The sequence below is a fragment of the Marinobacter gelidimuriae genome, from assembly GCF_000372805.1.
GTDB lineage: Bacteria > Pseudomonadota > Gammaproteobacteria > Pseudomonadales > Oleiphilaceae > Marinobacter > Marinobacter gelidimuriae.
Map to the genome: position 1 here is coordinate 1 of NZ_KB889932.1, position 5,416 is coordinate 5,416.

General features: G+C 54.0%; 7 protein-coding genes and 2 pseudogenes. 7 read left to right on the forward strand and 2 right to left on the reverse strand.

Annotated features, from left to right (window positions below; translation table 11 throughout):
* The 3 genes and pseudogenes from A3OI_RS0116755 to A3OI_RS0116770 all read left to right on the forward strand — a co-directional run.
* Window positions 1-252 (forward strand): annotated as a pseudogene (locus A3OI_RS0116755) (hypothetical protein); the annotation flags it as partial.
* A gap of 116 nt (window positions 253-368) precedes the next feature.
* Complete coding sequence (locus A3OI_RS23250) at window positions 369-515, forward strand: hypothetical protein (protein WP_018405398.1); 147 nt, start codon at window positions 369-371, stop codon at window positions 513-515.
* Window positions 494-1,772 (forward strand): annotated as a pseudogene (locus A3OI_RS0116770) (UDP-N-acetylglucosamine 4,6-dehydratase family protein); the annotation flags it as partial. The gene A3OI_RS23250 and the pseudogene A3OI_RS0116770, both read left to right, overlap by 22 nt.
* On the opposite strand, the gene A3OI_RS0116775 reads toward A3OI_RS0116770, so the two are convergent.
* Window positions 1,769-2,083, reverse strand: a complete 315-nt coding sequence (locus A3OI_RS0116775; protein WP_018405401.1) for a type II toxin-antitoxin system RelE/ParE family toxin — start codon at window positions 2,081-2,083, stop codon at window positions 1,769-1,771. The pseudogene A3OI_RS0116770 and the gene A3OI_RS0116775 overlap by 4 nt on opposite strands.
* Entirely contained in the window at window positions 2,083-2,361 is a 279-nt protein-coding gene (locus A3OI_RS0116780) for a ribbon-helix-helix domain-containing protein (RefSeq protein ID WP_007351639.1), read from the reverse strand. The genes A3OI_RS0116775 and A3OI_RS0116780 overlap by 1 nt, the downstream gene beginning before the upstream one ends.
* A 171-nt stretch (window positions 2,362-2,532) precedes the next feature.
* On the opposite strand from A3OI_RS0116780, the gene A3OI_RS0116785 reads away from it, so the two are divergent.
* The 4 genes from A3OI_RS0116785 (at window position 2,533) to A3OI_RS20625 (ending at window position 5,140) form a co-directional block, all read left to right on the forward strand.
* The gene (locus tag A3OI_RS0116785) at window positions 2,533-4,125 is read left to right on the forward strand and encodes an MBL fold metallo-hydrolase RNA specificity domain-containing protein (RefSeq protein WP_018405402.1); all 1,593 of its coding nucleotides are present in this window, start codon (window positions 2,533-2,535) and stop codon (window positions 4,123-4,125) included.
* A gap of 104 nt (window positions 4,126-4,229) precedes the next feature.
* Entirely contained in the window at window positions 4,230-4,484 is a 255-nt protein-coding gene (locus A3OI_RS24735; RefSeq protein WP_081622965.1) for a type II toxin-antitoxin system HicA family toxin, read from the forward strand.
* Window positions 4,481-4,822, forward strand: coding sequence for a type II toxin-antitoxin system HicB family antitoxin (locus tag A3OI_RS0116795; protein ID WP_018405403.1), 342 nt, complete (start codon window positions 4,481-4,483; stop codon window positions 4,820-4,822). The genes A3OI_RS24735 and A3OI_RS0116795 overlap by 4 nt, the downstream gene beginning before the upstream one ends.
* A gap of 129 nt (window positions 4,823-4,951) precedes the next feature.
* The gene (locus A3OI_RS20625; RefSeq protein ID WP_018405404.1) at window positions 4,952-5,140 is read left to right on the forward strand and encodes an MBL fold metallo-hydrolase; all 189 of its coding nucleotides are present in this window, start codon (window positions 4,952-4,954) and stop codon (window positions 5,138-5,140) included.
* Window positions 5,141-5,416 lie beyond the last annotated feature (276 nt).

A 5,416-nucleotide genomic window follows, 5' to 3' on the forward strand; every position in this document is an offset into this window, starting at 1 on the left:
AATTTGGAGAACTTGGTTAAGAAAGAACGGCTTGAGGGGCGTCAGGAGGGGCATCAGAAGGGTCGTCAGGAGGGTCGTCAGGAGGGTCGTCAGGAGGGTCGTCAGGAGGGCGATTGGCGCGCATTAGAAGAAAAACGTAAAACCGTTCGTCATCTTCTTTCATTTGGCGTGCTCAGTAACGATCAGATTGCGGCAGCGACGGGGTTATCGGTTGACGAGATCGTCAAGCTGCGCATTGAAGACAAGCATTAACAGAAGAAAAGCGGGGACAGATTTAAAATCTGTCCCCAGGGAATAAAGCGGACAGCCGGGACAGACTTGAAGTCTGTCCCGGGCCGGCTTCTGAAACCGGCAACAAAGAGGTTGTTATGATCAATATTTCCCACCACGGCGCCGTTTCTGGCTCCTGCCACGAGCTGAGCATTATCCCTTCTAACCGATCGTATCCCTCCTCCGGTATTCTGATTGACTGCGGCTTGTTTCAGGGCGCAGACCCACTAACCACAACACCTTGATTGTGGGTTTGCCGGCGTTTGCGTTGAGCCACTTGGAAGAGGCGGTGAGCAGTCTGCGTGTTGAGCGCTTGCTGTTGGCGGTGGACGCGGATATGGACGTGAACCGGCGCGGGTGGATCGATTGGTTCTGAATTGTGCCGGCAGATCATTCGCCACCAGCCCAAGTGCCTGGTGCTGTTTGAGCAGTCTGAGTTTGCGTTGTACGCCATTGAGCGCGAGCTTCAGCAGATCAATCTCGTGGAAGGTCTGAACGTGTGTGTTCACCCACTGTTGGGCAGTGTGGTGCACCGCCGCCGTTGTGAAGCGGTAATGCGTTCGTTTGGGGTGCAAACGGTGTATCACGCTGCGGCGTACAAGCATGTGCCGCTGGTAGAGCACAATGTGATTGAGGGCGTGCAGAACAATGTGTTTGGCACATTGCACGCGGCCGAGGCAGCGGTTGCAGCGGGCGTTGAGTTGTTTGTGCTGATTTCTACTGATAAGGCGGTTAGGCCCACCAATGTGATGGGCGCCAGTAAGCGTATGGCGGAGCTGGTGTTGCAGGGGCTGGCGCAGCGACAGAGCGACACGGTTTTCTCTATGGTGCGTTTTGGTAATGTGCTGGGCTCGTCGGGTTCTGTGGTGCCCTTGTTCCGGGATCAGATTAGCAGCGGTGGCCCGGTGACGGTTACTCACCCGGATATTATTCGCTATTTCATGACCCTTCCCGAAGCCAGCCAACTGGTGCTGCAGGCCGGTAGTATGGGGCAGGGTGGCGAGGTGTTTGTGCTGGACATGGGCGAGCCGGTAAAAATTGCCGATTTGGCTCGCAAGATGATGCACTTAATGGGTCGCCGTGAAAGAACCGCCGAGCAACCGGATGGCGAGATAGAACTGGTATTCAGTGGTTTGCGTCCTGGTGAGAAACTGTACGAGGAACTGTTGATTGGTGACGACCCACAGGGCACGGCACACCCGCGCATTATGATGGCGCGTGAAGTGTGTATGACCTGGCCGGAGGTGGCGGATACCATCAGGCAACTGCAATACGCCAGCCACGCCTTTGATTGTGAGGGTGTGGTTTCTATCCTGAAAACCGCTCCTACGGGTTTTGCGCCTAATGGCGGTGTTGAAGACCTGGTGTGGAATTTGAATCCGCGGCCGGTGGCTGCCGATAAAGCCGGGACAGATTTAAAATCTGTCCCGAAGGCGGAAGCTGAAGTAAAGCGGGGACAGACTTTAAGTCTGTCCCCAGGGAATAAGGTCCTAAACGGCTAGTCGTCCAGTTCAAACTGCAAAGCAACCTCGAAGTCTTGTCCGCCGTAAAAAACGCCCAAGATGGAAACATGCTTGTCATCCACAGCAAATGCGATTACGGCCCGCTTGCGGTAGTTTGTGATTCGCAGTCCGGGCCGTATGTCGTCGCGTTGGTTTCCTCGATGTGGAAACGTCTGTAGCTCTTCACAGTGGGTTACGATGGCGTCTGTATAGCGTTTAGCAATTTCCGGTGAAGCCTTCGTGGCAATATAGCGATAGAGCACCGCCAGCTGTTCCATCGCTTCCGGTGTAAACTCAACGGTGTACACCATTACGTTTGTGAAGTGGAGTTCTGGTGTTCTGCTGATAACCGGGCGCGCACTTGGTCGACATTGAGCGCGCGCGTTGGGTCAGCCTTCAATGCATCGTAAGCAGGGGCTACTTGACCGAAGAGCCAGTTCTCCAAGGCACGGTCACGGGCCAGTAGCGCCCGCAAGCCATCGCGAATCACTTCGCTTTCAGTGGCGTATTCGCCAGCGGCAACCTTGGCTTTTACTACGTCGGCCATCTGGTTGGGTAAAGTAATGCTGAATTGTTGAGTGGTACGCATGACGGGCCTCCCGCATAAGATAGGATTTAATCCTACTCCATCCTGCGGAGATAATCACGGTTGCAAAAGCCGGGACAGATTTGAAATCTGTCCCGAAGGCGAAAAACGAAAAACAGGGACGGACTTTAAGTCTGTCCCTTGCCCCAGCCAACCGCCAACAAGGACGTTGTTATGATCAATATTTCCCACCACGGCGCCGTCTCTGGCGTTACCGGCTCCTGCCACGAACTGAGTATTACCTCGCCTGGCCGGTTGCACCCTTCCGCCGGGATTTTGATTGATTGCGGCCTGTTTCAGGGCGCAGACGCCGCCGGCAGGCTCGCACGGGGACAGATTTCTAAATCTGTCCCCGCTTTGGCTCATCAATCTGTCTCTGCTTCGGCGAGTATTGCCGCCCTCGCTATCGATTTCCCCCTTGATCATATTCGTGCTCTGGTAATTACCCACGTGCACATAGACCACGTTGGCCGGATTCCGTATTTGTTGGCGGCAGGGTTTAACGGGCCAATTATTTGTACTGAGCCTTCAGCCATTATGTTGCCGGAGATCCTGAAAGACGCTCTGAAAATTGGTTTCACACGAGATAGGGCGCTGATTGAGAGGGTGCTGGGATTAATTCGCGAGCGGGTGGTTCCGGTGCCTTATGGGCAGTGGCATTCGGTGTTTTCGGCGGATGACGAAACCGGAGGCTCTCTGGATATTCGCTTTCAGCCGGCAGGTCACATTCTGGGCTCGGCGTATGTAGAGTGTGATGTTACGGCGGCAGAATGTGATGGAGAGCATGGTAGAGCGCACGATGATGAACACGAACGCGAGTGTGGGAGTGAGCAAGGCGGGCCGGTTAATGAGCGCATCGTGTTCAGCGGTGATTTGGGCGCTGCCCACGCGCCGCTGCTGACGGCACCGGTGTCGCCGGAACGTGCTGATCGGTTGGTGATTGAAAGCACCTATGGCGACAAGGATCATGAAGACCGCACCACCCGGCGTTTACGCTTGAAGGAGGTGCTGCAGAGCGCCCTGGCTGACGGCGGTACAGTCATTGTGCCGGCGTTCAGTATTGGCCGAACACAGGATTTTCTGTATGAAATTGAAAGCCTGATTCATGAATTTGGCGCTGAGCCGGTGGCGCCGGGTGTGGAGTGGCAGGATCTGGAAGTTGTGGTGGATTCGCCCTTGGCGGCAGAGTTCACCCGCATTTATCGCCAGTTAAAACCTATGTGGGACGCGGAAGCCCAGGAAGTGCTGAGCCAGGGGCGACACCCGTTGGGTTTTGACCAGCTTACGCTGATTAACAGCCATGCCGATCACCTTGAGGCTGTGAAGTTCTTGGCCAGTTTCAAACGCCCGGCGGTGGTGTTGGCGGGTTCAGGCATGTGCGCCGGTGGCCGGGTGATGAACTACCTGAAAGCCATGCTCGGCGACGCCCGTAATGATGTGTTGTTCGTGGGCTATCAGGCCGCGGGCACACCAGGTCGGGATATTTTGAAATACGGCAGCAACGCCGGTGTGCGAACACCGGATCAGGCTGGCTGGGTGGAGCTTGATGAAAAACGTTACCCCATTTGCGCCCGTATTCACCAAATAGGTGGCTATTCCGCCCACGCGGGGCAAAGTGACTTGCTGAATTTTGTGATGGGCATTCCCGACGCGCCCCGGGAAATTCGGCTGGTGCACGGTGATGATGGCGCTAAGGCGGCGTTAAAAGTTGTGTTTGAGCAAGCGCTGAAGGCGAAGCCGGAATCGAGGGTGGTAATTGCTGAGTGATGGAAAGTCGTGAAATCTGCCCCAGCTATAGCGTTCTCGGTTGTACTTTGAGCAAAATTATCTAGCCTGTTGACAGTACTAAATAGTGGTACTAATATATTGTTATGAAACAAAAACACCAAAAAACACTTGCTCTCATTTTTGCACGGCCAGTAAACGGTAGTATTAAATGGAAAGACATTGAATCCTTATTTCGTGAACTTGGAGGCAGCCTGGAAGAGGGTGAAGGTTCTCGAGTTGGAGTCAGGTTGTTTGGTGAAAGAAGAGTATTTCACCGGCCACACCCGTCTCCTGATACTGACAAAGGGGCGGTCAGCAGTATTCGTCGGTGGTTAGACATAAATGGGGTAAAACCATGATCAATTTAATGGGCTTTGAGGGCCACCAGGCAGTTATAAATTATGATCCTGAAATAGAAATGTTTCGGGGTGAGTTCGTTAACCTGAATGGCGGAGCCGACTTTTATGCCACAGATATCAAAGGATTGCGCAAAGAAGGTGAAATCTCTTTAGCAATGTTTCTTGATATGTGCAAAAAAGATGGTGTAGAGCCAAAAAAACACTACTCAGGTAAGTTTAATGTTCGTTTGAGTTCTGGTCTGCACGAGAACCTTGTTGTGGCTGCGGCATCAGAGGGTAAAAGCATAAATCAATGGGTAGTTGAAGCTCTCACAGGCTCTATCGAGCGCAGGCCTTAGCCAGAAGCTCAATTGGACCCGGGGCAGCCGGGACAGATTTGAAATCTGTCCCGAAGTCAGTGCCAAAGCAGGGGCAGACTCCAAGTCTGGCCCTGGCCGGCTTCTGAAACCAGCAACAAGGAGGTTGTTATGATCAACATTTCCCACCATGGCGCTGTATCTGGCGTTACCGGCTCTTGCCACGAGCTGAGCATTACCCCTCCTGGCCGGTTGCATCCTTCCGCCGGCATTCTGATTGACTGCGGTCTGTTTCAGGGCGCAGACGCCGCTGGCTCGCTCGCTTGGGGACAGATTTCTAAATCTGTCCCCAGGGAGTAAAGCCAGCACCAAAGTGGGGACAGACTTTAAGTCTGTCCCCGGCCGGCTCTTGAAACCGGCAACAAGGAATTGTTCAGCCACCCGGAGTTTGTTCAGCAGTTGATCGAAGGGTTTGCCCCGTTCGATGCGCCAGACACCGTTGAGTGGGGTTTTTGGTGTCGAGAACGCTGGCCACAGCTGGGAAGCTTTGCAGCAGGCAGTGGATCGGGTTGTGGCGATCATACAGTCGGACCCAAACAAGGATCGTACCGACAGAATCATTACCCGCTGGCTCAA

Coding starts and splice junctions, on each gene's coding strand:
- A3OI_RS0116775 (WP_018405401.1), bottom strand. CDS start 2,083: ATGGTGTACACCGTTGAGTTTACACCGGAAGCGATGGAACAGCTGGCG.
- A3OI_RS23250 (WP_018405398.1), top strand. CDS start 369: ATGATCAATATTTCCCACCACGGCGCCGTTTCTGGCTCCTGCCACGAG.
- A3OI_RS0116795 (WP_018405403.1), top strand. CDS start 4,481: ATGATCAATTTAATGGGCTTTGAGGGCCACCAGGCAGTTATAAATTAT.
- A3OI_RS24735 (WP_081622965.1), top strand. CDS start 4,230: ATGAAACAAAAACACCAAAAAACACTTGCTCTCATTTTTGCACGGCCA.
- A3OI_RS0116780 (WP_007351639.1), bottom strand. CDS start 2,361: ATGCGTACCACTCAACAATTCAGCATTACTTTACCCAACCAGATGGCC.
- A3OI_RS0116785 (WP_018405402.1), top strand. CDS start 2,533: ATGATCAATATTTCCCACCACGGCGCCGTCTCTGGCGTTACCGGCTCC.
- A3OI_RS20625 (WP_018405404.1), top strand. CDS start 4,952: ATGATCAACATTTCCCACCATGGCGCTGTATCTGGCGTTACCGGCTCT.